This is a genomic window from Mycobacterium sp. E802 (assembly GCF_001666875.1).
GTDB lineage: Bacteria > Actinomycetota > Actinomycetes > Mycobacteriales > Mycobacteriaceae > Mycobacterium.
Window position 1 is genome coordinate 34,275 of the sequence record NZ_LZJD01000094.1, and the last position, 25,322, is coordinate 59,596.

Below are 25,322 nucleotides of genomic sequence, written 5' to 3' on the forward strand. Positions count from 1 at the left end.
GTTTTAACCTCCTAATGAGGGATTAAGGGGTAGTTATCGGCCCGTTTAGAGGGCTTATTCGGGGACCTAAATTGTCCCTATCAGGGAATATGGGTAGAAATCCACGAAAATCCCCACGCAATGCGCTGTCAGGCAAACAGGTGGGTGGCCATGTCTCTAGGGGTCAGGGAGGGGATTGGGTAGCCGGTCAGTCGTCCTGCTCGCGGACCCACTCTTCGGCCAGTCGGCGCAGCTCTTCCGATTCAGCAAGTGCTTTCGCGGCCCAGTCTTGCTGCCGTTGTTCGGCACGCTCGCGTTCACGAGTGATCCACGGCGACTCCGGTAGTTCCACGTCCGTTCCGCCAGCGAGACCAGGGTTGACGAACTTCCTCTTCATGGACTCTTTCGCTTTGAGCTGCGCTGCCCGACCCTCTCGCCCGGTCTTACTGCGATGGCATGGCACACAAGCGGCCTGCAAGCCATCGAGGTCGTTGACACCACGAGGCAATCCTTGTGAGGCCAGGTTGACAGTGTGGTCCACATGCTCGGCCTTGCCCGTACAGATTCCCGGGTACTTGATCTCACACTCGTTGTTGGCCCTCGCGAAGACCTTGCGCCGCAATGCCTGCGGGATCTGGCTACCTTTGCCGCTACCAGTCCATGTCATGCTGCTCTCCTTCGAGTAGATCGTTGATGTGATCAGCCAGCAGTTGAGCCAGCGCAGGCTCAAGCGTGAGGGTCACGCGACTACCGGCGACGGCACGGCTGATCGTGATGACGTTGTCGTGGCGGCGGTGCAGTTCGATGGTTGTGCCATCAGGTTCGGAGATGCTGGCCCGCATCAGTCGCCACCTTCGAGCGTGTCGTGGATGAGGTCAGCAAATGATCTGGCCGCCTGCTCACTGAGCTTCACCTGGCCGAGAAGGATTACCCCGCCATCCTTTGCGCGTTCGACTCGCGGTAGGTCACGACACTCAGAGCAAATAGCGCTGCGATGTCGGGTCTTGTGCGCTCGGCATTCCCGGCAGGTGGTGGGATTCTTGCGGCGGGTCATTGCTCCAACTCCGACAGCATCGCCAGGGCGACATCGCAGGCAGTCGCGTCGGTCATCGACAGCCATGGTTCTTTTCGTCCATCGGGGCGAGACAGTCTGAGATACCCGCCCGCCCTGTCGATAACCAGCGGGCCAGACTGCAGGGTCAGGCTGGTGATCAGACCTGCCCTGTCGGCCTCGACAAACTCAAGGATTGCCCGTGCCACTCGCGGAACATCGGCAACGTCGAAGATGAGATAGGCGCCGTGGTTCTGACCTATACGGCGGAACACCCGAACACCACCGAGCGGGGTGCGGTCGACGGTGATCGGACGACCGCCGATTGTTTCTATATGCGTCAAAGTCGAAGCTTTCTTGCTAGAGGCCCCTCGGGGAGCGCGTGATGGGAGAAGCTCGACGCGCTCGACCCGAGGGGGATTTTCCAAGCGGGCGGAGTCCGCCCACGGCTCCGTTTAGACCGATGGCGGCGAGAACCCGACTGGAAGTCTTTTAGATGGTGATGGTTTCGGCCGCGTCGACCACGGCATCGCAGATCGCCAGGGCGGTCTCGGGGTCGAACGCCACCCGTAGATACCGGCCCTTGCGCGGCAACAATCGGGAGACATAAAGCCAGCCGGCATCGGACACGCCTACCCGGTACTCGCCCTCCGGGTGCGGGATGACGGCGGTGTCGCGGTACGGCCGCGTCACTGCTCGACCCATTGCGCCTTGGCGGGCGTGGTCGTGCCCGTAGGCGTGATGGTCAAGTGCACGGTGCAACCGAGATGATGCGCAGCCCATCCGCCCGTGTTGTCGATGTGCAGCGGGATGCTTTCGGGGCCATCAATCCCGCCCACTACGAGAGCTAGAGGTGTCAATTGTTTTCCTAGATGTCTTTGGGTCTCCGTGTGTGTCCTGTCCACCCCTAAAGGGGTGGGGTGGACAGACAGACGCAACACACACGTTGGGTTGACCGTGGTTCATGGGCATGGACAGGCCATGGACAGACCGTTTGCGCTGGTCAGCGAGAAATCTGTCCAACCTGTCCACGGGCTGTTTACATGGACAGACAGAATTGGCCGGACAGATAGTTAGATGGGCTTATGTCCATGCCCATGGACAAGACACGTGTCCAGTTTCTAGGCCAGTTTGACCACAAGCTTGCCGTCCCTGGTGGGATCGGCGGCGATGATCACCCGCTTCTCGTTGGCAGCCTGGCCAAGCTTGCGGCGTAGCACAGCTATCTCATAGGGCGGGTTCTCGGCCGGCTTCTCATCAGTACGTCGGTCGTACCCGAGGCAGTCGAGCAGATCCTCTTGCAGCATTACCCCGCCGTGCTCACGCACCGTTCGGAGAATCCACCCGATGCACGATGTGGGTTCGACGTCGGCGGCATGCGCCCGGTCGATAATGCACGAGCTGGTGCCCATGATGGGCGCGAGCTTGAGTAACCAGGCATCGCCGTCGCGGGCGTCCTTCTGCTTGGTGTTCACCAACTTGATGACGCTGCCCTTTTGCACGTTAAAGACGGTATCGACACCGCCCTCATAGGCCGTGCTGCCGCGTAGCGATCCGTTCTTGCCTTCGTGGTGAATCCCGAGAGCCAGCCCGAGCCGGCCGGGTGTTGCATCGCGCAGACGGGCGAGGGCGTCCACCACGAGACCGATGTCCTTCGAGCTGTTCTCGTCGGCGCCTGTGGTGCAGCGGGCCAGGGTGTCGAGCACGATCACGTCGAACCCTTCCTCAGCGACGAACTCGCACAACTCAGTCACGTGATGCTCAAGCGAAACGTTCACAGGCTCGGGGTAGAAGCTCATCCACTCGTCGGAGACGCTGGTGTCCCAACCTTTTTCCCACGCCTCGACGCGCGCCTGGTATCCGAACACGCCCTCAGCGGCCACGTACAGCACCCGGCGTTGCTTGACCGTATGGGTTTGCCACGCCTTGCCGGTTGCAAGGCAGCACGCCCAATCCAGTGATATGAAACTCTTGCCGCTGCCCCACTTGCCGTACAGCAATGCCGTGGTGCCCTGCGTAAGTAGTCCGTCGATCAACGGTTGCGGCTTGGGCAGGTTGCGAAGCTGCGACCGGCTGAGGATCTTGGATCGCAAGCCCGTAGGCCTATCGGGTACAGCGTGCACCGGCTTGTCGGGCGTCCAATCATTCGGCGCCGCAAGGGGTTCCTTCATACCGTATTCGAGATGGTCGGAGATTCTGTTGACCTCCGATTCGTCAAGACCGCTGTCCACTGCGGCATCCCAAAGTTGATCGTGGGCGTCATTCCATGTGATCTCCCCACCCCCGACGAACCCGCCCAATAGCCGGCCGATATCGCGGAGAGTGTCATTGCGGATGCCCTCAGGGGTAGAGCGCATCCGTGGGACATGGTTGTCGAGGACGGCGCGACCGTACGGGGTTGTGGTCTCGGTCGTCTTGGCCGGCGCGGGCGGAGTCGTCCGCTGGGGCTTGTCCGCGCCGATCGCTGCAAGGAAACTTCGAGTCATTCGCATCGATCCCAGTGGTGGCGAGAAACCGTCCCGAGCGGTCCATTCTCGTACTCGAATTTCATCTCGTCGGCATCTTCATAGAACACGGCACCGCGGTCAGATAGTTGAGTCAACGTGACAAGTTCCTGCCCGTGAGCTTCGCCCATCGCGAAGTCGAAAATCTCAATGAGCAGCATGTCGCCCTCGTGGGCAACCACACGCCCCTGATTGACGATGGTTCGACACCCGTCGGCCTGAGTGGCCGTCGTGTGAAAGAACTTTCCTACGAGTGCATCGCTGATCGTGCTCATGCCGGTTCTCCTTTGTTGGCGTCTTCCATCAGCGCCCATGCTTGGGCGATACGTTCAGCGTCGGCGGGAACGCCGCAGGCCGTCAAGGCGTTGTACAGCTCTTTCGCGGTCTTGTTGGCAGCCTTGAATTTCGCTTGCCGATCGGCGGCGCACATGCGGCAAGCACCAGTGCCGCCGATTCGGTTCAAGGGCGTATCAGGATGCACGTCGGGGTTCTGACAGTTCATCTCCAAAATCCTTTTGTTGCAACATGATTCGGACAGCCGCCGACCACGGCATTGTTCGCAATCTGCGGTCGGGGCCGGACTGCCCGTTATGGGCCAGCACCAGGGGTTCACCGAGTACGGCTCGACGTGGAGCACGACGGGGGTGGTTCTCGCGGGAGTAGTGCCGGTTAGGGTCCAGGCGCCCCCGTGGGGCGTTCCGGGGTGAACCCGTCGCGAGCATGTCCTGTAGACAATCTGACCAATGCGCCTCAGCGGTCGATGGCTGGTCGATCCGCACCGGCTGGCCACAGCACGCCAGTCGCACCATCGGTGATGACTTCGGCGGGATCAGCGCCGCGATAATCGCCGGGTCGGTGATGATATTTCGATGACGATCCCGCAAACGGCCGTCGGGATGAATGGCGTACCCGTTCGAGCCTGGGAGCGGCTGCCACACCCGAGGGCGACCTCTACTTATTCTAGCGCATTGAGTATTGACATCTACGCAAAAGGCTGTATCATCCGCCGTCACCCGATCTGCCGCCAAATGTCATCGTGGACAGCGAGCACCCGCCGCAGTGCGTACACGTCTAGCTCGGTGAGCGTGTACGGCCCCAGTTCGATCCCCAGACCGGACTGGCCGCACACGACCCGCAGGGGGATCTTGACGAACTGGTCAACCTCCGGCACAAGCGGCTCGATCGAGCCACAGTCGATCATGATGGCGGGGTCCTCGCGAGTGAAGTCCAGGACAGTCATCGCGCACCACCGACCGGTCGCGCCAGCTCTAGCAAAGACTCTCGATCAACTCGAATCAGACGGGGGCCGAAACGGTGCGCCTTAATCCTCCCCTGAGCTATCCAGCGGCGGATAGTCTTCGGATCGACATTGGCGTAGTCGGCAGCCTGAGCGATAGTCGGTTTTTCGGGCAGCACAGTAGTCACAGCAAATCTCCATTTGGACACGTTCGACCACGATCTGATCGAACCGGGGAGACGCCTGCGGGGCGGGCCGCCCCGCCGTTATCACACTTGCGGCGTCATGTCCACTACTGTATTCGACGGGTATGCCGATTCCGGGGGAACTTTTGGAAACTCGTTACTGTTATGCTAATCACATTCTCTTGAGCGCACAGATTCCCGAAAGCTATGATTCGGCACCCTCAGCCAGCCGAGACAGCGCCGCCGCAATCTCCCGGTCGCGGCCTTGGGCGGCGTGCTGGTAACGCATCGCGGCTTGCGGACTCGAATGACCAAGTCGCGCCATAAGTTCCGCCAGGGTTGCCCCGGTCATCGCGGCCATGACGGCACCGCTATGCCGTAAGTCGTGCCAGCGCAGATCGGGGCGTCCAGCAGCGTCACGAGCCTTGTACCACCATCTATAGAGCGTCGAGGGCTGCATATGACCGCCCGACACGGCGGGGAACAACAGGTCGTCTCTGCGCAGTGGTTCGAGGTGTTCGTTAACCATATCCATGAGGTGGGGCGGGATTGCTACGTCCCGAGCGCCGGCCTCGCTCTTGGGATCGCCAACCACCCAATTCCCACCTACCCGAACGGCAGCACGACGGATACGAATCACGCCATTTGTGACGTCAATATCACTGCGGCGCAACTCGACCAGCTCACCGAACCGCAGCGCGCACCAGGCCGACAACGGCACCATGAGACGCATACGCTCCGGCATTGCCGCCGTAGCGATGGCTAGTTGCTCCAAGGTTGCTGGCTGCGGCTTGACTTTGCGGGATACCGTGCCCCCACCACGGACAAGACACGGGTTGGTTTCGATGATTCGGTCACGGGTGCGCGCGGTTTCGAGGATCGTCCGAAGCAGTGCGTAGGCATGCGCGCGCATAGTCGGCTTGTCCTTGAGGGTGCGGGCATACCAGCGGTCAACGCTCTGCATCGTGATATCTCGGACCTGCTTAGAGCCGAACGACGGAATGAGATAGTCATCGAGCAAGCTCCGATAGTGCGCCTTGGTGCGCGGCTTGAGCGGTCTGCCCTTCACAGTCCTGTTCTCCAACCACCTGTTGGCGTAGGGGGCGAACAGCTCCCCCGCTGCCCTCTTCTGGGCGGCGCTCCGCTTCTGGTCGGCTGTAGCGGGAGGACTCCACAAGTCGCGGTCAATCTCCTTGCGGCGTTCGTGTAGCCAGCCCTCGGCGTCCTCACGGGCCGCGAACGTTCGCTCTGCCCTGTAGATCCGCCCGTCCGGCGCGGTGTACGACGCTTGATACCGCCCCGATGGCTGGCACTTGCGGATACGTCCGAACTTCCTGCGCTCTGCCATGGCTCTAGTTTCATGCAACTTTCATGCAACAAGCAAGTGTGAATCTGCCCCATTGTGTCCATTGCTGTCCATTGGTACTGTTTCACTCATCAGCAGGTCAGAACGCCTGTTGATGCAGTTCAGAACGGTTACTCGAAACGTAAAACAGGTACAAGTTCAATCCCAGTATCGCGCACCACAGTTCTTCAAGGTCAGGCCCGGTTTCGACCGGGCCTTTCTGTTGTGAGCGGAAAGCTCACCCAACGGTGCACCTGCGGACCGCTACTCGATCCTCCTGCCGGGTGGCACTTTTCGGCGAACACACCGATCGCGATCCTGGTTGCGGTCCGTTGGTGGCTCTATGCCGGCGGTGGTAACGGCACCGGCGGAGCAACCGGCGGCGCCGGCAAAAGAGGAGGCGCGGGCACCGGTGGAGCGGGCGGCAGAGGCGGCAGCGGAGGCAACTGTGGTGCCGGCGGCAGCGGGTCGGCGACCGCGGCAGGATTGGCGACCGGGCTGCCCGGCACGGCATCTCCGAGCCGGGTGGCGTGAACGGGCACGGTGATCACCGCACCTTGCAGTCCGCACTCGTTGGTCTGGATGGTGGTGGTCTGCGTGCCGGCCAGTGAACCGTCGGGCTGCGGCGTCAATGCCAACGCCGTATCCGTCGCCTGAGCCTGCCCGACGATCGGCGCCTCGCAGGGCAGAGAACCTCGTCCCGAATCGCCCTGCCAAGAATTGTTGATGAAACGAAATATGGCAGCCATGCCCCCGCCTTCGGTGGACGGCACGGCAGGGTTGGTGCCGTCCATGCGCGTCGACGTCGCGACGCATCCCGAGGGTTTGCACGTCGAGCGGAATGCCCACCAGTAGCTGGCGATCTGGTTGCCCGCCGACGGCCACGGGTTGCCGTTGAGGGTGGCGTGCGGGTTGTCGTAGTCGAGGCGGTAGAGGCCGTCGAACACGGGACCGGTCGGCGGCGGCGGGGTGATCGCCGCGTTCGAGACGGCTTCGGTGGCGGCGCTTGGCGGTGGGCCGGACTGTCCACTCGCCGCGGCGTTTGGGGATGGCCACAACTGCCACAGGCCGACACTTACGGCGCCGACGGCGGCGATCACCGCTGCGGGCACCCAGCCAGATGTCTCGAGCATCCGATATCGCGGTTCCGGTTGGGCGGGTTCAGCTGCTGGCGTCGGCGCCAACGCCGCTGCGGGAAGCGGGGTTTCGTCGACAAATGCGTGGGCGAAGGCGCCGCAGCTGGCGAACCGCTCGGCCGGGTTCTTGGCGAGAGCTTTGGCCAGCACCGGATCGAGGTCGGCCAAGTCGGGCCGGATGTCGGCCAACACCGGCGGCTTCGAGTTGATGTGACGGCTGTCCACGACAGCGGGATTGGAATGTGCGAACAGCTGCATCCCGGTCAAGAGGTGATAGGCGGTGCAGGCCAGGGCGTACTGGTCGGCACGGCCGTCGACCTCCTCGCCCACAAGCTGTTCGGGTGCGGCATAGCCGGGCCCGGCGTTTCCAGCGATACCCAGGCCGACGAGGGCGACTGGCGCCTTTCCGGCACCGTCGACATCACCCAGGATGATGTTGCCCGGCCTGACGTCGCGATGCACCACACCGTGCTTGTGCGCGTAGTCGAGCGCGCCGGCAACCGTAGTGATGATCCGGGAAACCTGGTCGCGCGGCAGGCCGTTGGGGTGCTGCTCAAGGAGACCAGCAAGATCCGTTCCGCCGACGAAGTCCGTCGACAGCCAGAGCCGGCCATCGTGGTCCCCGCGATCACGAATCCTGGCGATGGCCGGATGCCACAACCCGGCAACCACATCCGCCTCCCGGTGGAACCGCTCCCGGTGCTGCGGGTCGGCGGACCACTCCTGCGGCAGCACCGACAGCACGTCACGGCCGGCCCGCCGGGGATGCTGGGCGAGGTAGACCTGCCCCGCCCCGCTCGAGCTCAGCGGTCGAATGATCCGGAACACGGCGAACGTCTGACCGACGTTGAGCGGCATCCAGGAATCCTACGAACTGCCCTCCCCCGCCCGCCGTCGGCATCCGGATCAACGGCATCGGTGCCGAGGTGCACACATTTTTCGTTGCCCCACAATGCAAGTCAGTCCGAGAAATTTGTGTCAGCGCGCATCGGTGGACTAGTGTTCTGCACCGCGACGGGCGACGATCTCGCTCGTGGCGCGCGGATGTAGCGCAGTTGGTAGCGCATCACCTTGCCAAGGTGAGGGTCGCGGGTTCGAATCCCGTCATCCGCTCCACGATGGGTTTGTGCCATCAGATTCCGTGGGCCGGCTGCTAAGGCTGCACTAACAGCTTCGGATTTCGCAGCGGACGTTAAAGTCGAGCGTGCCCAGGATCAGCGCCTCATCGGTCGGAGAACACCGCGAGCTGGTCCAACAGCGCATCTTCGAGGCCTTCGCCGCCCTGATGGCCGAGCACAGCTTCGACGCGATCACCATGGCCAAGCTGGCGGCCGAGGCCGGCATCGGCCGGACCGCGATCTATCACCACTTCCCCGACAAGGAATCGGTGGTGATCGCCTTCGCTTCCCACGAGACGACCCGGTATCTCGACGGGCTGCGCACCGCGCTGGCCGAGGTCGATGATCCGGTCGAACGTCTCAAGGTCTACATCGGCCACCAGCTGGAGGCTGGGCAGGAATTTCACATGGGCATGGGCATGCAGCTCTACGGAGCCCTGTCCACCGAGACGATGCTGGCGATCCGCGATCACGTGGTGGCGGTCGAGGACGTGTTGCGTGAGATTCTGGCCCAGGGTGTTGCCGCCGGCCAGTTCGTGATCGATGACGAAGCCGCCACCATGTCTCTGCTGCATGCCTGCCTTGCCCCGCGTCACCTGCCACGGGCGAACATCGAGCGGTTTGTGCTGCGCGCGCTCGGCGCGACGCGGTAACTCACAATTCGTAGCTCCCCGAACCCGTCGGCACCGTGTTAGGTTTCCGACAGGTTGTCAGCATCATGCTGACAACCTGTCAAAGCTGAGTCCTACCAAGTGGAGCCGAAATGCCGCCGAGTGCCGTCGCCACCGAGTCCATCCGCTCCCTGTCGGCGGCCATGCGTCAGGACTCGACCGACCAGCACGAGGCCGCCGAGCAGTCGCCGTTTGTCACCGAACTTCTCAGCGGCCGGGTCAACGAGCAGGGCTACGTCGACTACCTGCTGCGGCTGCGGGCGATCTACCACGCGCTGGAGACCGCCGTCCGCGAGCATCGCGACGACCCGCTCGTCAGCGCCGTCTACGACCCCGCACTCGAGCGGGTGGATGCCATCGACGCCGATCTGGATCACTGGGCGCCGGGCGCCCAGCGCGACATCGACTCACCAGCAGTGCGGGCCTACTGCGCCCGGTTCGCCGACTCGCCGTGGGGCGGCGCCCTGGTGGCCCATCACTACACCCGCTATCTCGGCGATCTTTCCGGCGGCCAGGCCATCGGCCGCATCTTGGAGCGCTCATTCGACCTCGACGGAAAAGGCTTGGCGTTCTACAGCTTTCCGGTGCGCCCCAAGCCCTACAAGGACGCCTACCGTAATCGTCTCGACGGGCTCGGCCTGGCCACCCAGGAGATCGATCGCGTGGTCGACGAGGTGAAGCTGGCCTTCGCGCTCAACCAACGCGTCTTCGACGAGCTCGCCGAAATGCTGCCGTCCTACCGCCGCTGACCAGCCCGAACCTCAATTGACGTTCCCGCCAACACATAGGAACTTCATACCCCAAAACAGTTGAAGTTAGCTTATGCTAACCATACTTTTACGTGGGGGACACAGCGATCGAGAGGAGACGCCGGCGTGATGACCGCCCCCGTCTGGATGGCCGTACCCCCCGAGGTCCACTCGGCCCTGCTCAGCAGCGGCCCCGGCGCCGGCCCGCTACTGGCCGCCGCCGGAGCTTGGAACGCCTTGAGTACCGAATACTCCTCGGCAGCAGCAGAATTGACTACCCTGATGGGCACCGTGGGAGCGGGCGCATGGGAGGGACCCAGCGCCGAGCGTTACACCGCGGCGCACGTTCCCTACGTGGCCTGGCTGAGCCGGACCAGTGCCAGCACCGCCGGAGTGGCCGCCCAGATCGAGACCGCCGCCGCGTCGTACACCACCGCCCTGGCGGCCATGCCGACGCCGGCCGAGTTGGCCGCCAACCGCACCACTCTCGGTGTACTGGTGGCCACCAACTTCTTCGGCATCAACACCGTCCCGATCGCGGTGAACGAGGCCGACTACGTCCGGATGTGGATTCAGGCCGCCACCACGATGACCGTCTACCAGGCGTCCACCAAGGTTGCGGTGGCGACCGCGCCGCCGTCCACCGCGGCACCGGTCCTGCTGGCGCCGGGGGTCGGGGAAGTGGGCTCCGGGTCGGCGACGATGATGCAGTCTGCCGCCGTGGCCCGGGCCGGTGAGTCGGGCTCCTCCCTCAGCCTGAGCGATGTGCTCAGTTCGTACGAGGAGTTCATCGAATGGATCAAGGCCAACGATCCGATCGGCAATTGGCTGGCCGGGCAATCGGAGCATTTCTACGGAATGTACGACCAGCTGCGGGAATTCATTCTCGAGCCGTGGCGAGTCCCGCAGGTTCTCGCCGAGATCATCGCCGACCCCTCGTTGCTGTTCAGCACCTACATGAACGTGTTTTTCCTCGGTGCCTACTCGGCGGTTTTCGCCATCTTGGGGACCCCGCTCTACGCCGCAGTGACCGCAGCGGTGTCCCCGGCCATGCTGGGCCTGCTCGGCATCGTGGGACTGGCGCAGGCCTACGACATCCCGATCGACGCGCCGGCCGAGGAGATCGCCCGCGCCGAGCCGCCCGTGGTCGCCGCGCTGCCCAGCTCCGCGGCGCCGACATCGGTGACGGCAGGCGCGGCACCTGCGCCCGCACCCACCTCCGCTCCCGCCCCTGCACCGTCAACTCCCACGCCGATGTCCGCCGGGACCGAGACCTCCCTGTATGCCGTGCCGGGCGGCGGCGCCGGATTCGGTTACGGCGCGACGTCGCGGTACAGCGCCACCGCCAAGGCTTCGGACTCCGTAGGCGCGTCCGCCGCGGCCGCCGCCACCGCTGCCGCGATCAACAAGCGCCGGTCGCAGGCCCGCAAGCGGCGCGGCGGAACCGCCAAGGACCGCGGTTACCGCTATGAGTTCATGACGGCCGACGGTGCTGCCGCACCGCCCCCCGAGCAACCCGTCAGCACGAGCGCCTCCGAGAGTGGGGCTGGAAACCTCGGATTCACCGGAACCGCAGCGAAACCGACTCTCGCCGGACCGGCCGGGCTGACCACGTTGACCGACGACGCCTTCAGCGACGGAACGACGATCCCGATGATGCCGGGTAGCTGGCAGTCCGACGGCGCCGAGGATGACTCTTAACCGAACTGTATTGGGGCTATGAGCAATTCGTGAGGATTGCGACGCGCAGTCCTTCTAGGCGACTATCGGCACCTCGTATGCCGATACTGGTGGTCCCGAGGAGAAGGGAGCACCGCATGTCCGGCGATACCGCGTCGCAAGCTGACACTTGGGACGGCACGCTTCCGCACTTCTCCACGGTCGAAAAGCACGGCCAGATCACCGTGCCCGTCACCAGACCGTCGGAAACACTGCGTTTCTTCGCCGTGCTCACGTTCATCCTGTGGATTCCGATCGCCGTCGGCGCCGCGCTCTGGATTCGCGGCATGCAGACCCACAACCCGTCGACGTGGTTGGGTATCGCCGCGATCGTCGGTTCGTTTCTTCCGGTCATCATGGCCGCCATCGTCGCCGACGAGGCCCGCGATACCTTCGGTCAGCGCAGTACCGGCAACCGGGTGGCCGTGATCCCGTCATTGACCGGCATCGCGGTCGGTTTGATCGGGGCCGCATTGTGGTTCAGAGATTTCAGCGCCGGCGTGATGGCGTTGGTCAGCGTGGTGTTCGCACTTGGCGCGGCGATCGTCACCGTCACCGCGTGGCAGGGCATCCGCTACACCCGGCGACGACAGCGCTGGCTGGGATCGCTGCGCCGGCACGGTGTGCGTTCGCCAGGCGAGCTGCGCAACGTGACATTCCTGAAGCGCTGGACCGCAGACGACCCTCAGTTCACCGTCACCATCGCCTTCGAGGCCCCGACCGGACGCCGGGTGGTGACCGCGAACATCGTCGCCCACCATTCCCGGGTTCCGCTGGCGGGGTCAGCCGTCGTCGTCTTCAGTGCACCGCACGACGCCGGCGACGACGTGCTGATCGAACTAGACCCGGCCAAACCGCCCAAGTACGACCGGGATCCGACCGGCAGCTACCGCAAGCCGACCGGAAACTAGGCCGAGCGGCGCGCCAGCTCCCGCAACACCAGATCCGTGGCCTCCCAATCCATGCACTTGTCGGTGACCGACTGGCCGTAGGTGAGCGGACGGGCCTCGGGCGACTGCGCCCCGGCGACCAGGAAGCTCTCCAGCATCACCCCGCTGATCGGCAACCCGTCGCGCACGAACTGGGCCACCTCGGCGGCCACCGAGGCCTGGCGGATGTGGTCCTTGCCGGAATTGGCGTGGCTGCAGTCGATCACGACCCGCCCGGGCAGCCCGGCACCGGTCAGCTTGGCGGCGGCATCGGCCACCGCGTCGGCGCCGTAGTTCGGCCCGTCGGTACCGCCGCGCAGGATCACATGGCAGTCCTCGTTGCCCGCGGTGCTCACCACCGCGCCACGACCCATGTCGTCCATGCCGAAGAAGACATGCTGGGCGGCAGCGGCTTTCACCCCGTCGACTGCCACCTGAACATTGCCGTCGGTGCCGTTCTTGAACCCGACCGGCATCGACAACCCCGACGCCAGCTGACGATGGACCTGGGATTCGGTGGTGCGGGCCCCGATCGCACCCCAGGCGACCGCGTCGGCGATGTACTGCGGGCTGGTCGGCTCGAGGAACTCACAACCCACGGGCAGGCCGATGTCGATGATGTCGAGCAGCAGTTGCCGGGCGATACGCAATCCACGAGCCACGTCGAACGTGCCGTCCATGCCCGGGTCGTTGATCAGGCCCTTCCAGCCGATCGTGGTGCGCGGCTTCTCGAAGTACACCCGCATCACGATCTTGAGCTCGTCCTTGAGCGCATCGGCCAGTTTCACCAGGCGTGACGCGTACTCCAGCGCGGCGGCCGGATCATGCACCGAGCAGGGGCCGACCACGACCAACAGCCGGTCGTCGCGGCCGGCCAGGATGTCGGCGATCTCATCGCGGTCGCGCGCCACGCGTTCGGCCCGACGCTCCCCCAGCGGGAACTCGGTCAGTACATCGTGCGGGCTGGGAATCGCGCTGAAACTGCGGACCCGGCGGTCCGATGTGGCGGGGGCGTCGGCGATCTGCGCCAAGTTCATTTTCAGGTGCCTTCCTGGTGGCGGGCACCTGGCTCAATTCCGGCGCCCTGTAACGACGAAAGGCAGCGACCGATGGTCACTGCCTGGGCTCCGGGTGGATGCGTGCTTAGTGCTGCGCTTTATCGGCTCCGCCCGGAGCCTCGATAAAGCGCCAATAGCCGGCACACACACCGATAGTCACGTCGGCCAGGCTACACCACAGCCGGCGCCCGGCCACAACCGGTGCGTTCACAAGCAGTAGTTGTGAGCGCACTCTACGATCCTGGGCATGCCGCTGAGCGCCAGGATGCCGGAACTGGCCGCATTCGACGTGCTGCTGGCCATCGCCCGTACCGGCAGCCTCGGGGCCGCCGGGCGTGAACTGGGATTGACCCAGCAAGCGGTGTCCTCGAGGTTGGCCTCCATCGAAGCCCAGACCGGCGTGCGGCTGGTTCAGCGCGGACCCCGCGGGTCACGGCTGACCGCGGCCGGTGCGGTGGTCGCCGAGTGGGCCGATCAGTTGCTCGATGTGGCGCAGCGGGTGGACTCCGGGCTGGCGGCGATGCGCAGTGAGAGCCACAGCCGTGTCGCGGTTGCGGCGAGCCTGACGATCGCCGAGCAACTCATGCCGCGCTGGCTGGTGTCGTTGCAGGCCGAGGCGGCGCGTACCAGCGCCACCGTGCCTCAGGTCATCCTCACCGCGGCCAACAGCGATCAGGTGATCGCCGCGGTGCGCGACGGCTCGGCCGATCTGGGCTTCATCGAATCCCCCGGGCTGCCAAAAGGATTGCACAGCCGGGTGATCGCCCACGACGAGCTGGTGACCGTGGTGCCTCCCGATCACGCATGGGCGCGACGGTCCGCTTCCGTTACGGCCGCACAACTCAACGACACCGCACTGGTGTCACGCGAATCAGGTTCGGGCACAAGGGAAGCCCTCAGCGCCGCCCTGCGCACGACGTTGGGTCCGTCGAGCCGGCAGGCCGAGCCGGTCATCGAATTGTCCTCGGCCGCCGCCATGCGCGCCGCGGTGCTGGCCGGCGCCGGGCCGGCCGTGATGAGCCGACTGGCCGTCGACGACGACCTCACACTGGGCCGGTTGACCGAAGTGCCCGTCGCCGGTCTCGATCTGCGCCGGCAGCTGCGCGCCATCTGGTCGGGCGGCCGGACCCCGCCGGCCGGGGCGGTGCGCAGCCTGCTCGGTCACATCGCCGCGGCGCGGTGAGATCACCCGCGCAGAAGCTGCCCGGTCCGCACCCCGCGCACGGTGTTGGTGGCGACCGTCGCCCACGCGCCCAGTAGCAGCACGTACAGCGTGACCGCCAGCCAGGAGATCGCCGCCGCACCGGTGGCCGCGCCCAGTGCCGACGCCCCCGTCACGCAGGTGCCGACCGGGAAGGTGAAGCTCCACCACGTGAGGCTGAACTTCAGCCCGCGGCGTGCGCCGTGCACAGTCAGCGCCACGGCCAGGCAGAACACGAACGCCCCGAAACCCGCCATCACCAGCCCGTAGACGATGCCGAAGGCGTGCAGCGCCGACACCGCGGCAGCGTCGGTGAGCACTGCACCGGCGTGTGCGCCGAGCAGGTTGGCCGCGGTGATCGACTGGCCCACGACACCGAGCACGATCCACACGGTGGGGATCGCCTGCACCTGACTGAGCCCGGAGTGCATGAGGCGCGAGTACACCATCGTGGTGGTGATCAGCCCGGCCAGCAGGCTCAGCCCGAACATCGCGTAGCACGCCACCAACAGCGTCATCCCCGCCTGCCCGGGACCGAGGTGTGACAGCAGCAGCGCGCCGGTGGAGGCCGAGACCATGGGTGAGACCACCGGCATCATCCAGGCCGGCACCGCGGCGACGCCGGCGCGATCTGTGCGGGTGATCATGGTGAACGGAAGCCACAGGCTGACAACCAATCCCAAGAGCGTGCCCGCGGTCCACAGTCCCACGTCGAGTACCACGGCCAGGGACTCACCGAGCAGCGCGGGCCCGAGCAGCAACGCACCCGCGCCCACGGTGAGCAGCGCCATGGCCGGAGCCCCGTAGAACTGACCCATCACGTGGTGTGCGGCATAGGCTTTCGCCTGTTCGCGGTGACGGATCCAGTGGGCGGCGAACGCGATGGCCAGGGCCACCAGCACGGCGCCGGCGAGAATCCAGACCGCCGTGGCGAATTCATGCAGCCCAGGCACGTGCAGCGGGAGGGTGACCGCGGCCGTCGCGACGATGCCGGTGCCCATGACCGAGGCAAACCAGTTCGGAGTGATGTGGCGCAATACCGAACCGACCGTGTCCGGCTCGGCCACCAGGGCGGTATGGAACGGCCTCTCGGCTGTGTAGGCGGCGGTGTAGGTCGTCACACCATCAAGGGTGGTGGCTGCGACCGGTCACCGGTAGGCACCACGATCTTGTGGCCTCACAAGTGAAACTTGTGGCTCAGACGTAGCGGTGACGGCCCGAGAGCGCCCCGGCCACCATCTGCACGAGGTAGACGACCAGCGCCATCGCCCACGGAGCGGTCCAGCTACCGGTCAGCTCGTGCAGCAGACCGAACAGGAACGGGCCCACACCGGCCAGCAGATAGCCGAAGCCTTGCGCCATACCGGACAACTGCGCGGTGTCCTCGGCGTTGCGCGCCCGTAGCGCGATCACCGTCAGTGCCATGGAGAACACGCTCATCCCGATACCGACCAACAGGCTCCACAGCAGGGGCGCCGCCCCCGGATCGACGAGCAGGCCGATCATGCCGACCATGCCGATCAGGCCGAGCCCGATGATCCACCCACTCTGGTGCTTCTGCTTGGCCGCCAGCGGCGGCACGATCAGGCTGATCGGAACCGCCAAGATCGACACCAACCCGACCAGCAGGCCGGCGTCGGTCTTGTCGACCCCACTGTCGATGAACACCTCGGGCAGCCAGCCCATCACGATGTACGCCAGGAAAGACTGGCAGCCGAAGAACAGGGTGACCGTCCAGGCCAGCGGGTTACGCAGCAGGGATCGGCGGGCCGTACCTGCCGATTCCGCGGCGCGGGCCGAGCTGATTGCGCGCGCTCCCACGAGCCAGAACAGCAGCGCGACAACGGCCACCGCCGCCCAAGATCCCAACGCTCCCCGCCAGCCGCCGAGCAGCGGCTCCAGCGGCGGCGTGACCGCCGATCCGAGCGCCCCGCCGCCCTGCAGGGCCGCGGTGTACACACCGGTCATCAGACCGATCCGGGCCGGGAAGGAGCCCTTGATCACCACCGGGATGAGGACGTTGACCAGCGCGATACCCGCCGTTGCCACCAGGGTTCCGCCGATCACCACGTAGGGGCCGTCGAGCACGCGGATGACGAGGCCGACACTGAGGATGACCAGCGCGATCGAGATGGCGCGCCCCAGGCCGATCCGACGGGCCAGCCAGGGGGCAGCCAGACCGGCCGCGGCAAAACACAGCCCGGGCATGGTGGTGAGCACCCCGGCCCAGACCGCCGAGGCGCCGAGCGACTCGCGCATCTCGCCGAGGACGGGCCCGATGCTGGTGATTGCCGGGCGTAGGTTCAGTGCGGTCAGGATCACCGCCACGACCAGCAGCGCGCCGCCGGCCGCCATCGTTGCCGGGCGGACCTCTACGGCGCCGTCCAGTTCGAGTTCCAGATCGTGCTCGTAACTGTTCCGCGATTCGCTGGATAGACGCCGGTTCACTCGGCTATGGTGCCATACATCCCATGATTGGATGAAAGGATTTTTGAGTGCCGCTCGCCACAACGCGACGCACCGGCCTGGTCGATCAGGTGATCGAGCAGCTGCGCACCCTGGTCACCTCCGGCGAATGGCCGGTGGACAGCCGGATCCCGACCGAGGCCGCATTGGTCGAGGCTCTCGGCGTCGGCCGCAACACCGTCCGCGAAGCCGTCCGCGCCCTGGCCCACAACGGAATCTTCGAGGTGCGGCAGGGCGACGGCACCTACGTGCGTGCCACCAGCGAGGTATCGGCCGCGCTGCGCCGGCTGTGCGGTTCTGAACTGCGCGACGTGTTGCAGGTCCGGCGCTGCCTCGAGGTGGAGGGCGCTCGCCTGGCCGCGGTGGCCCGGACCGACGACGACGTCGCCGACCTGCGCGCCCTACTGGCCCACACCGCCACCACCGATCACGAGCAGTTCACCCAGTCCGACACCGAGTTCCATCTCGCGGTCGTGCGCGCATCGCACAACCCGGTGCTCATCGAGATCTACCGCGGGCTTCTGGAGGCGATCACCGCCAGCGTCGCGACAACGAGTGCCGCCCCGCACGGGATGATGTTCCCGCACACCGAGTTGGTCGAGGCGATCGCCGACGGCGATGTCGAGAGAGCCGGACGCGAAGCCGCAGGCTTTCTCGACGAACTCCTGGCTCGCACACCGGCGCAGGACTGCTGAGCGCACCGGTTCAGAACGGCGCGTCGTCCATCCGCCCCCGGGTCAGCGGCAGCCTCAGCAACAGCCGCGCGCCGCCGAGTGGGCTCTCCACCAAAGCGGCTGTCCCGCCGTGCAATTCGGCCTGCTGCGCCACCAGCGCCAACCCCAGCCCCGATCCGGACCGGGACGCCGTGGAGCCACGGGCGAACCGCTCGAACACCTCGGCCCGCTCGGCCTCGGGCACGCCGGAACCGTTGTCGTCGACCACGATCTGCACATCATCGGCCGAACTGACGGCGCTGAGCCGGATCTCGGTGGCGCCACCATGCTTGACGGCATTGGCGATCGCATTGTCGATCACCAGCCGCAGGCCGGCCGGCATACCGAGCATCAACACCGTCGGCGAGGGCATCAGGGTGGCCCGCAGGCCCGGATAGGTACGCAGTGCATCGTGCGCGGCACGGTCGAGCAACTCGGTCACATCCATCGGCACGAAATCCTCGACCGTGGTCAGCTCCCCCTGCGCCAATCGCTCCAACGCGGTCAGCGTGCCCTCGATACGGCTCTGGGTGCGCATCACGTCGGCGATCACCTCCTGTCGCTGCTCGGGGGTCATGTCCAGCGTCGAGAGCACTTCGAGGTTGGTGCGCATGGCCGTCAACGGAGTCCGCAACTCGTGGGAGGCCACCGCGGCGAAATCGCGGGCCGACTCCAGCGCCGCCTTGGTGCGTTCCTGTTCATTGCCGATGCGCGCCAGCATGCCCTCGACCGCCTCGGCGATCTGCACGGCCTCGCGCACGCCGCGCACCTGCACCTCGTCGGGCTTGGACTGGGCGTTGATGGCGCGGGCCTGCTGGGCCAGCAGACGGAACGGCGTGATCATCACCAGGGAGATCATCCAACCCACCACGACCGTGCTGCCGATGACACCGGCACAGATCAACAGCACCCGCAGATGCAGTTCGTCGATCCGGCGCTGCGTCTCGGCCAGTGGTGCGCCCAATGCGATCGTGGCCGGCCCGGCGGTGAACGTGCGCACCCGATACTCGACGCCGTCGATCGTGGTGTTGGCGTAGCCGTTCTCCAACCTGGGCAAGACGATGTCACTGGGCACCGAGACGCTGACGCCGCCGATGTGGGCGGTACGCACCAGGCCGCCGTCGTCGGGCATCGCCGTGTCCGCCGAGCCCGGTTTGGTGGCGGTGAGCAGCGTGCTCACGTCACCGAGGCTGCTCAACGAATCCAGGCGGCGGTCCAGCTGGCTGTACTGGTCGTTGGTGACGCCGATCCACACCCAGGTTCCGAGCGTGATGACCGTGACCACCACCGACAGCGCGGCCACGATGACGATGGTGCGCAACGACAGCACCCGCATCACCGGCCGCAGCACGGGGCGCAGCAGCCGCAGCACACGCTCTTCGAGATTCACCGGCGTTATCTTGCCCGATCCGCGCACACGGACGTTGCGACACCGTCACCCCGGTCGGCCCAGCCGTCAACTTGCGGTTGACGATCCATCGGCGTCAACCTAGGGTTGACGCATGAGCCAACCCGTCACCATCACCAACCCCGTCCGCCTCGACGACCTCATCGGCGCCATCAAGAAAGCGCACACCGAACCTCTCGAGCAATTGATCGACGCGGTGATCGCCGCCGACGCCCTCGGTGAGATCGCCGATCACCTCATCGGACATTTCGTCGACCAGGCCCGACGCTCGGGTGCCTCCTGGACCGACATCGGCAAGGCCATGGGCGTCACCAAACAGGCTGCCCAGAAACGCTTCGTGCCGAAGGTTCCCGATTTCGATCCGTCCACCCTCGATCCCAACGCCGGTTTCGGCCGGTTCACGCCGCGGGCCCGCAACGTCGTCGTGGTCTCCCAGAACACCGCCCACGACGCCGGCAATTCCGAGATCACCCCCGACCACCTGCTTCTGGCGCTGTTCGCCGAACCGGACGGCCTGGCCGCCAAACTCCTTGCCGGGCAGGGCATCACCGCCGAGGCCGCCCGCGCCGTCATCACGCTGCCGCCGCCCACCGGCGCGGTCCCGGCACTGATCCCGTTCAACGGCGCGGCCAAGAAGGCCCTGGAACTGACCTTCCGCCAAGCGCTTCGGCTGGGCCACAACTACGTCGGCACCGAACACATCCTGCTCGCACTGGCCGAAGCCGAGGACCAAGACGGTCCGTTGCACCGACTTGGCGCCGACCCCGCCCGGTTCGAGACCGAACTGGCCGCTGCCCTGGCCCCGTTCATGACGAAAAGTCAGGAGACCCCAGGGAATGAATGACGCCGCGCGACTGTACAAGGAAAGGTGTTACTCAATGACGCCGCACGCGAATTGATCGGCGCAGGCGCCGACGCCACTCTGGTCACGCTGAACCCCGATGGCAGTCCACAGGTCACGCTGGTCTGGGTCGCGCTGCAATCCACCCCGGACGGTGACGAGCTCGTCATCGCACACCTTTCCGAGCACAAAAAGGTCCGCAACATCCGTCGCGACCCGCGGGTGGCGGTGACCATCCTGGACCCCGGCCGGGTCGGCGAGGCGATGCGGCCGTACCTCGCGATCAACGGCACGGCCCGGGTCGTCGAGGGCGGTGCACCCGAACTTCTCAAAGAGCTGGCCCAGACCTTGGCCGCTCCCGGGGTGCCGTTCCCACCGAAAGACGCCCCGCCCGGGTGGCTGACCCGGATCCGGATCGACAAGGTCGGCGGCGTCGGTCCCTGGGTGTCATGACCAACCGGCTGTAACACGTTTCAGTCTGTGCGATCATGCCTGGCATGCCTCGCTGGTTCGCGTTCATGTTCACGGCCGTGATGGTGGCCGTCGCCACTGTGGTGGCCCCGCCGGCGGCTTCGGCCGAAGGAACCCCCATCGGCCGGATCGGTGAAACGCTTCGCGTCGAGAACGACGGCCTCGTCGCCGATGTCACCGTGCACGACGTGCTCGCCAGCGACGTCCCGCCCGGCTGGGGCTGGAACGGCTCCCCGCGCTGGCGCGCCCAGGGCAGTCCCTGGCGCGCCCCGGTCACCGTGACCACCATCGCGGCGCCCAACCCGTACCAGATGGCTCTGGATTTCACGTTCAACGGCGTCACTCCGTACGCCGACGCGTACGTGCCCAAGCACACCGACGCGCCGAATCGTCTTGAGGCAGCGCTGCGCAACGCGCCTCCCGGCGCCACGGTCAACGGCGACGTCTACTGGGATGTGTACCGCGCCCTGGTCACCAACGTGGTATTGGTCGACACCCGCTCGGGCAAGCACCTGGCGCAGTGGAATCTGTGGCAGCCGGGCACCCCACTGCCTTGATCACCGAGCGCTCGCGCGAGGAGCCATGGATAGCCGCGGCCACGACGGCCGACGTCGCGGAACTCGCCGCCGTCGCGGCCGCCACCTTTCCGCTGGCCTGTCCCCCGTCGGCAACTAACGACAACATCGCCGCATTCATCGCCGAGGCGCTCTCCGAGGAACGCTTCGCCGCGTACCTCACCGACCCGGGCCGCATCGTGCTCGTCGCGCGAAGCCCGGGGATCACCGGCTACGCCATGCTGATTCACGGTGTCCCCGACGACCCCGATGTCCAGCGGGCCGTGCCGCAGCGGCCCGCGCTGGAGTTGTCCAAGATCTACGTGCTACCCGATCGCCACGGCGGCGGTGTCGCGACCGCCTTGATGGCCGCGACCCTGGACGCCGCGGCCGACGCCGGTGCCCGCTGCGTCTGGCTCGGCGTGAACCAGGAAAACGAACGGGCGCAACGCTTCTACACCAAGAGCGGTTTCAGGGTCAGCGGTACCAAGACCTTCCGGCTCGGCGCCGGGGTAGAGAACGACTACGTGATGGTTCGGCCGGTTTAGGCGGTCTTCTGCGCCGCAGCCGTGAGTGCCAGGAGGCGCGAGGTGGCCCGCAGGTATTTCTTGCGGAAGCCGCCGGCCACCATCTCCGGGCTGAAGATCGTGTCCAACTTGGTGCCCGACGCGAGCACCGGGATGCCCGCGTCGTAGAGCCGGTCGGTCAACGCCACCAGACGCAGCGCGACGCTCTGATCCTCGATCGGATGCACGCCGGTGATGAACACCTCGGTGACGCCCTCGATCAATGCGTGATACCGCGACGGGTGCATGGTGGCCAGGTGCGCGCACAGCGCATCGAAGTCGTCGAGGGTTGCCCCGGTGACTGCCTCGGCCCGCTGGGCGACCTCTTCGTCGGACAGCGGCTCGGGAGCCGGCGGCAGATCGCGGTGCCGGTAGTCCGGCCCCTCGATCCGGACGGTGGTGAAGATCTGGGCCAGTGTGTTGATCTCACGCAGGAAGTCCTGGGCGGCGAACCGGCCCTCACCCAGCTGCTCGGGCAGGGTGTTGGAGGTGGCCGCGATCGACACGCCGCGGTCCACCAGAGCCGACAGCAGCCGGGAGATCAGCGTGGTGTTGCCAGGATCGTCGAGTTCGAACTCGTCGATGCACACCACCACGTACTCCGAGAGCAAGTCGATGCACTCGTTGTAGCCGAACACCCCGGCCAGTTGGGTCAACTCACCGAAGGTGGCGAATGCCGTGGGAGCCTCGCCTCCCGACAGCGTGTAATACGTCGACGCCAGCAGGTGGGTCTTGCCGACGCCGAAGCCGCCGTCCAGATACAAACCGACCCCGGGCAGCACCTCGCGCTTACCGAACAGCTTCTTCTTTCCCGCCCGCCGGGCGGCTGCCTGCTCGCAGAAATCGCGGCAGGATTGCACCGCGGCGGCCTGTGACGGCTCGGCCGGATCCGGGCGGTAACTGTCGAAGCTGACCTCGGCGAACGTCGGTGGCGGGATCAGCTGTGCGACCAACCGCTCCGGTGTGACGGTGGGATGACGATCGGCGAGATGAGCGACGCCGCTGGACCCGTGCATGCAGGCAGCGTAGCCACGTGCTCCAATTCAGTTCATGTCCGATGACACCGCCGGATTCGGCCTGACCGTGCTGGGAAACGTCGACGCTGTCGCCGACGCACAGCTGGAGGCTTTCTACGCCTACCCCGATGACCTGCAAAAATGCTGGGTTCGGGGCAACATGATCAGCAGCCTGGACGGGGGCGCCACCGAAGACGGCAAGACCGGTGGACTGGGCAACCGGGGTGACCGCGCTGTGTTCAATCTCATGCGACAGGCCGCCGACGTGATCCTGATGGGCGCGGCGACCGTGCGCATCGAGAACTATTCCGGGGTACAGCTTTCGGTCACGCAACGCCAGGAGCGTCAGCGCCGCGGACAGGCCGAGGTACCGCCGATCGCTGTCGTCACCGCGTCGGCCGACCTCGACCCCCACGCCAAGTTCTTCACCCGTACCGACGTGCCGCCGCTGATCCTGACCGGGAGCCGAAACGTGGCCGACGCGCGCCGCCGGTTGGGCGGGGTGGCCGAGGTGATCGACGCATCGGGCGCTGACCCGACCCTGGTCGATTCCGCGGTGGCATTGCGAATTCTCGCCGAGCGCAAGCTGTTCCGAGTGCTGACCGAGGGCGGCCCGCAGTTGCTGAGCACGTTGATCGAAGAGGACCTGCTCGATGAGCTGTGCCTGACCGTGGCGCCCATCCTGGTCGGTGGGGTGGCCAGGCGCATCGCCACCGGACCGGGCCAGGCGCACACCCGGATGCGGCCGGCCCATCTGCTCACCGACGACGAGGGCTACCTGTACACGCGCTACGTTCGATGACCATGTCGCTACTGTGGTCAACATGCGTCATCAGCTGGTGAAAGCCCTGCGGAGGTCGGCAGTCGCGGCGCCCGTCCTGTCACTCCTGCTCACCGCCTGTTCGCCACTGCTGGCCGCTGATCCGCGCTATGCCACCGACCACGGCGAGCACCCGGAGGGGCAGCCGCAGACCACTGTCGCGGCCCCGCCCGGACCGCCCGGCATCGAAGCACCGAAGAACGACCTGTCCTGGCGGGACTGCACGCCCCGCGTCTTCGGTGACGCCGGCATCCAGCCGCCGCCCGACGTCACCTTGGAGTGCGCAACCTACGACGCCGATCTGGACCCGATCAGCGGGGCCACCGGCACCCTCAGCATCGGCGTGGTACGCGCCAAATCCACACAGACACCGGCCGATGCCGGCCCGCTCGTGATGACCACCGGATCCGACATCCCCACCTCGGTGCAATTGCCGACGTGGTTGGCCCGCTCGGGAACCGACATCCTCAAAACCCACCCCATCGTCGCCGTGGACCGGCGCGGCATCGGCATGTCCGGCGCATTGGACTGCCGTGACCTCTACGACCGTCAGGAGATGCTGGACCAGACGCAGTTCCAGGCCGGCGACGATCCGGTGGCCAACCTGGGCGCAGTGACCATGACCGCCACCACCAGTTGCACCGACACGATCGCCCCGGGCGACTCGGCCTACGACAACGCCCACGCCGCCGAGGATCTGGAGCGGCTGCGCAGCACCTGGCATGTGCCCACACTGGCCCTGCTCGGCGTCGGCAACGGAGCCCAGGTGGCGCTGGCCTACGCCGGCTCGCATCCCAACAAGGTGTCCCGACTGATCCTCGATTCACCACTACCGCTGGGCATCGCCGCGGAGGCCGCCGCCGAGCAGCGAGTCAAAGGACAACAAGCCGCCCTCGACGCGTTCGCCGCGCAGTGCGTCGCCACCAACTGCCCGCTGGCGCCGGACCCGAAGGCCGCAGTCGATGCCCTGCTGAACGAGGCCCGCGCCGGACGCGGCCCCGGCGGGGCCTCGGTGGCCACCCTGACCCACGCGATCGCCACCGGCATGGGTTTCCCCCAAGGTGACCGGGTGGCCGCGACCAACAATCTGGCCGCGGCCCTGGCCGCCGCCCGGGCCGGCGACGCCGGTCCGATCTCGACGCTGATCACCCAGAGCGACAACCTGCGCCAGTCCGACGGGCATTTCGTCAACTCCTGCAGCGACGCGCTCAACCGGCCCACCCCCGACCGGGTCCGCGAACTCGTCGTCGCCTGGGGCAAGCTCTATCCGCAATTCGGTGCCGTGGGCGCACTCGACCTGGTGAAGTGCCTCAACTGGCCCAGCGGCTCGGCGCCGAAGGACCCCCACGATCTCAAGATTCCGGTGCTGCTGCTCGGCGTCCACAACGACCCGATCGTCGGCAACGAAGGGGTCGCCGCCGCCGCGGCGACCGTCATCAACGCCGGCGCCAACAACCGGCGGGTGATGTGGCAGGGCATCGGTCACGGGGCGAGCATCTACACGGCGTGCGCGCTGCCACCGGTGGCCGGTTACCTCGAAAGCGGCAACCTGCCCGAGACCGACACGTACTGTCCCGCCTGACGG

The 25,322-nt window shown here is 66.1% G+C and carries 28 protein-coding genes and 1 tRNA gene; 13 read left to right on the top strand and 16 right to left on the bottom strand.

Annotated features, from left to right (window positions below):
• Positions 1-187 precede the first annotated feature (187 nt).
• From A5699_RS14560 to A5699_RS14600, 11 genes are all read right to left on the bottom strand, one after another.
• Positions 188-646 carry an HNH endonuclease gene (locus A5699_RS14560; RefSeq protein WP_157561258.1) on the bottom strand — a complete coding sequence of 153 codons (459 nt, stop codon included), beginning with the start codon at positions 644-646 and terminating at the stop codon, positions 188-190.
• The gene (locus A5699_RS14565) at positions 630-821 is read right to left on the bottom strand and encodes a hypothetical protein (RefSeq protein WP_067770401.1); all 192 of its coding nucleotides are present in this window, start codon (positions 819-821) and stop codon (positions 630-632) included. The genes A5699_RS14560 and A5699_RS14565 overlap by 17 nt, the downstream gene beginning before the upstream one ends.
• Positions 822-1,029: 208 nt before the next feature.
• Complete coding sequence (locus tag A5699_RS14570; RefSeq protein ID WP_067770403.1) at positions 1,030-1,305, bottom strand: hypothetical protein; 276 nt, start codon at positions 1,303-1,305, stop codon at positions 1,030-1,032.
• Between the two features lie 217 nt (positions 1,306-1,522).
• A complete protein-coding gene (locus A5699_RS14575; RefSeq protein ID WP_067770405.1) occupies positions 1,523-1,723 on the bottom strand; it encodes a hypothetical protein in 201 nt (66 codons plus the stop codon).
• A 428-nt stretch (positions 1,724-2,151) separates the two neighbouring features.
• The gene (locus tag A5699_RS14580) at positions 2,152-3,516 is read right to left on the bottom strand and encodes an AAA family ATPase (RefSeq protein ID WP_067770407.1); all 1,365 of its coding nucleotides are present in this window, start codon (positions 3,514-3,516) and stop codon (positions 2,152-2,154) included.
• Positions 3,513-3,809 (bottom strand): hypothetical protein, encoded by a 297-nt coding sequence (locus A5699_RS14585; protein ID WP_067770409.1) that lies wholly within the window; start codon positions 3,807-3,809, stop codon positions 3,513-3,515. Before A5699_RS14585 ends, A5699_RS14580 begins: the two co-directional genes overlap by 4 nt.
• The gene (locus A5699_RS29170) at positions 3,806-4,036 is read right to left on the bottom strand and encodes a hypothetical protein (RefSeq protein ID WP_157561260.1); all 231 of its coding nucleotides are present in this window, start codon (positions 4,034-4,036) and stop codon (positions 3,806-3,808) included. Before A5699_RS29170 ends, A5699_RS14585 begins: the two co-directional genes overlap by 4 nt.
• A 507-nt stretch (positions 4,037-4,543) precedes the next feature.
• A complete protein-coding gene (locus tag A5699_RS14590) occupies positions 4,544-4,774 on the bottom strand; it encodes a hypothetical protein (protein WP_067770411.1) in 231 nt (76 codons plus the stop codon).
• On the bottom strand, positions 4,771-4,980 hold the full coding sequence (locus tag A5699_RS28565; RefSeq protein WP_369806700.1) for a helix-turn-helix domain-containing protein: 210 nt from the start codon (positions 4,978-4,980) through the stop codon (positions 4,771-4,773). Before A5699_RS28565 ends, A5699_RS14590 begins: the two co-directional genes overlap by 4 nt.
• Before the next feature lie 181 nt (positions 4,981-5,161).
• Positions 5,162-6,304: a site-specific integrase gene (locus A5699_RS14595; protein WP_067770413.1), complete on the bottom strand. Its 1,143-nt coding sequence runs from the start codon at positions 6,302-6,304 to the stop codon at positions 5,162-5,164.
• A 338-nt stretch (positions 6,305-6,642) separates the two neighbouring features.
• Positions 6,643-8,295 (bottom strand): serine/threonine-protein kinase, encoded by a 1,653-nt coding sequence (locus A5699_RS14600; protein WP_067770415.1) that lies wholly within the window; start codon positions 8,293-8,295, stop codon positions 6,643-6,645.
• A gap of 182 nt (positions 8,296-8,477) precedes the next feature.
• Between A5699_RS14600 and A5699_RS14605 the strand changes: the two genes are divergently transcribed.
• The 5 genes from A5699_RS14605 to A5699_RS14625 all read left to right on the top strand — a co-directional run bounded on the left by A5699_RS14605 (position 8,478) and on the right by A5699_RS14625 (position 12,605).
• Positions 8,478-8,553 (top strand) — tRNA-Gly (locus A5699_RS14605).
• 88 nt (positions 8,554-8,641) lie between these two features.
• Positions 8,642-9,208 carry a TetR/AcrR family transcriptional regulator gene (locus tag A5699_RS14610; protein WP_067770417.1) on the top strand — a complete coding sequence of 189 codons (567 nt, stop codon included), beginning with the start codon at positions 8,642-8,644 and terminating at the stop codon, positions 9,206-9,208.
• 110 nt (positions 9,209-9,318) lie between these two features.
• Positions 9,319-9,975 carry a heme oxygenase (biliverdin-producing) gene (locus A5699_RS14615; RefSeq protein WP_067770419.1) on the top strand — a complete coding sequence of 219 codons (657 nt, stop codon included), beginning with the start codon at positions 9,319-9,321 and terminating at the stop codon, positions 9,973-9,975.
• Positions 9,976-10,104: 129 nt separating this feature from the next.
• A complete protein-coding gene (locus A5699_RS14620) occupies positions 10,105-11,676 on the top strand; it encodes a PPE family protein (RefSeq protein WP_067770421.1) in 1,572 nt (523 codons plus the stop codon).
• Between the two features lie 116 nt (positions 11,677-11,792).
• Entirely contained in the window at positions 11,793-12,605 is an 813-nt protein-coding gene (locus tag A5699_RS14625) for a hypothetical protein (protein WP_067770423.1), read from the top strand.
• Here the strand turns inward: A5699_RS14625 and A5699_RS14630 are convergent.
• Positions 12,602-13,660: a 3-deoxy-7-phosphoheptulonate synthase gene (locus A5699_RS14630; RefSeq protein ID WP_067770425.1), complete on the bottom strand. Its 1,059-nt coding sequence runs from the start codon at positions 13,658-13,660 to the stop codon at positions 12,602-12,604. The genes A5699_RS14625 and A5699_RS14630 overlap by 4 nt on opposite strands.
• A gap of 268 nt (positions 13,661-13,928) precedes the next feature.
• Between A5699_RS14630 and A5699_RS14635 the strand changes: the two genes are divergently transcribed.
• Positions 13,929-14,864, top strand: a complete 936-nt coding sequence (locus A5699_RS14635; protein WP_067770427.1) for a LysR family transcriptional regulator — start codon at positions 13,929-13,931, stop codon at positions 14,862-14,864.
• 2 nt (positions 14,865-14,866) lie between these two features.
• On the opposite strand, the gene A5699_RS14640 is transcribed toward A5699_RS14635, so the two are convergent.
• Positions 14,867-16,003 carry a TDT family transporter gene (locus A5699_RS14640; RefSeq protein ID WP_067770428.1) on the bottom strand — a complete coding sequence of 379 codons (1,137 nt, stop codon included), beginning with the start codon at positions 16,001-16,003 and terminating at the stop codon, positions 14,867-14,869.
• Positions 16,004-16,079: 76 nt separating this feature from the next.
• Complete coding sequence (locus A5699_RS14645) at positions 16,080-17,237, bottom strand: MFS transporter (RefSeq protein WP_067770479.1); 1,158 nt, start codon at positions 17,235-17,237, stop codon at positions 16,080-16,082.
• 140 nt (positions 17,238-17,377) lie between these two features.
• On the opposite strand from A5699_RS14645, the gene A5699_RS14650 reads away from it, so the two are divergent.
• Positions 17,378-18,043: a FadR/GntR family transcriptional regulator gene (locus tag A5699_RS14650; protein WP_067770430.1), complete on the top strand. Its 666-nt coding sequence runs from the start codon at positions 17,378-17,380 to the stop codon at positions 18,041-18,043.
• A 10-nt stretch (positions 18,044-18,053) separates the two neighbouring features.
• Here the strand turns inward: A5699_RS14650 and A5699_RS14655 are convergent, their stop codons facing one another.
• The gene (locus A5699_RS14655; protein WP_067770481.1) at positions 18,054-19,397 is read right to left on the bottom strand and encodes a HAMP domain-containing sensor histidine kinase; all 1,344 of its coding nucleotides are present in this window, start codon (positions 19,395-19,397) and stop codon (positions 18,054-18,056) included.
• A gap of 166 nt (positions 19,398-19,563) precedes the next feature.
• Between A5699_RS14655 and A5699_RS14660 the strand changes: the two genes are divergently transcribed.
• Genes A5699_RS14660 through A5699_RS14675 form a run of 4 tightly spaced genes read left to right on the top strand, consistent with a single transcriptional unit; the run spans position 19,564 to position 21,883 of the window.
• A complete protein-coding gene (locus tag A5699_RS14660) occupies positions 19,564-20,313 on the top strand; it encodes a Clp protease N-terminal domain-containing protein (protein WP_067770432.1) in 750 nt (249 codons plus the stop codon).
• A gap of 24 nt (positions 20,314-20,337) precedes the next feature.
• The gene (locus A5699_RS14665; protein ID WP_067770434.1) at positions 20,338-20,763 is read left to right on the top strand and encodes a PPOX class F420-dependent oxidoreductase; all 426 of its coding nucleotides are present in this window, start codon (positions 20,338-20,340) and stop codon (positions 20,761-20,763) included.
• 44 nt (positions 20,764-20,807) lie between these two features.
• On the top strand, positions 20,808-21,338 hold the full coding sequence (locus tag A5699_RS14670) for a hypothetical protein (protein WP_067770436.1): 531 nt from the start codon (positions 20,808-20,810) through the stop codon (positions 21,336-21,338).
• Positions 21,339-21,367: 29 nt separating this feature from the next.
• Positions 21,368-21,883, top strand: a complete 516-nt coding sequence (locus tag A5699_RS14675) for an N-acetyltransferase (RefSeq protein ID WP_067770483.1) — start codon at positions 21,368-21,370, stop codon at positions 21,881-21,883.
• On the opposite strand, the gene zapE is transcribed toward A5699_RS14675, so the two are convergent.
• Positions 21,880-22,917 (bottom strand): cell division protein ZapE, encoded by a 1,038-nt coding sequence (gene zapE / locus A5699_RS14680; protein ID WP_067770438.1) that lies wholly within the window; start codon positions 22,915-22,917, stop codon positions 21,880-21,882. The two genes, A5699_RS14675 and zapE, sit on opposite strands and share 4 nt — an antisense overlap.
• Before the next feature lie 34 nt (positions 22,918-22,951).
• On the opposite strand from zapE, the gene A5699_RS14685 reads away from it, so the two are divergent.
• Positions 22,952-23,719 (top strand): pyrimidine reductase family protein, encoded by a 768-nt coding sequence (locus A5699_RS14685; protein ID WP_067770440.1) that lies wholly within the window; start codon positions 22,952-22,954, stop codon positions 23,717-23,719.
• Between the two features lie 22 nt (positions 23,720-23,741).
• Positions 23,742-25,319, top strand: coding sequence for an alpha/beta fold hydrolase (locus tag A5699_RS14690; RefSeq protein WP_067770485.1), 1,578 nt, complete (start codon positions 23,742-23,744; stop codon positions 25,317-25,319).
• Positions 25,320-25,322: the final 3 nt, after the last annotated feature.